The sequence below is a fragment of the [Clostridium] citroniae WAL-17108 genome (genome assembly GCF_000233455.1).
Classification (GTDB): domain Bacteria; phylum Bacillota; class Clostridia; order Lachnospirales; family Lachnospiraceae; genus Enterocloster; species Enterocloster citroniae.
Map to the genome: position 1 here is coordinate 1 of NZ_JH376449.1, position 998 is coordinate 998.

Genomic DNA, 998 nt, shown 5'->3' on the forward strand with positions numbered 1-998 from the left:
AATATATAGGATACTCAATTCATTTATTTCAATATGCAGTTTTCAAGGTACGTATGTGACTGATGTTTTATCAGTCATTAGCGAACTCGATTAACTCGAATTCACTAATCACTGGTAAAAACCAGTTATATGGAACAGCACTTCCCTGCTGACGTAGGTTAACACGTTCTTTAAAACACAGGTTTCGCTTTTACCTCCACCCATTGGAACATGTCTGTTCTATATAAAACACTCTTTCGAGTGGTTTTTTTAGGTAATCCGGCAGCCACCTGCTCTCCCATGCCGTCTCCAGCATAGTACCATCGGCCGCTTAGGTCTTAACCATCGTGTTCGGGATGGGAACGGGTGTTTCCCCTAAGCGCATCGCCACCGGAAATCGTTTGTTTCCTTGACTTCTCTTGATAATCAGAAAACTAAATAGTATATAAAACCCTTACTTCTTCTTCCTTAGAAAGGAGGTGATCCAGCCGCACCTTCCGATACGGCTACCTTGTTACGACTTCACCCCAGTTACCTGCCCCGCCTTCGGCAGCTCCCTCCTTTCGGTTGGGTCACTGACTTCGGGCGTTGCTGACTCCCATGGTGTGACGGGCGGTGTGTACAAGACCCGGGAACGTATTCACCGCGACATTCTGATTCGCGATTACTAGCGATTCCAGCTTCGTGTAGTCGGGTTGCAGACTACAGTCCGAACTGGGACGTTATTTTTGGGATTTGCTTGCCTTCGCAGGGTCGCTTCCCTTTGTTTACGCCATTGTAGCACGTGTGTAGCCCAAATCATAAGGGGCATGATGATTTGACGTCATCCCCACCTTCCTCCAGGTTATCCCTGGCAGTCTCCCTAGAGTGCCCAGCTTTACCTGCTGGCTACTAAGGATAAGGGTTGCGCTCGTTGCGGGACTTAACCCAACATCTCACGACACGAGCTGACGACAACCATGCACCACCTGTCTCCCCTGTCCCGAAGGAAAGGTCACTTTACTGACCGGTCGAGGGGG

The 998-nt window shown here is 48.9% G+C and carries 2 rRNA genes; both read right to left on the reverse strand.

Annotation, left to right across the window (positions count from 1 at the left end):
- Nucleotides 1-256: 256 nt before the first annotated feature.
- A 5S ribosomal RNA gene (gene rrf, locus HMPREF9469_RS30365) occupies nt 257-374 on the reverse strand.
- Nucleotides 375-451: 77 nt separating this feature from the next.
- A 16S ribosomal RNA gene (locus HMPREF9469_RS30370) occupies nt 452-998 on the reverse strand; the annotation flags it as partial.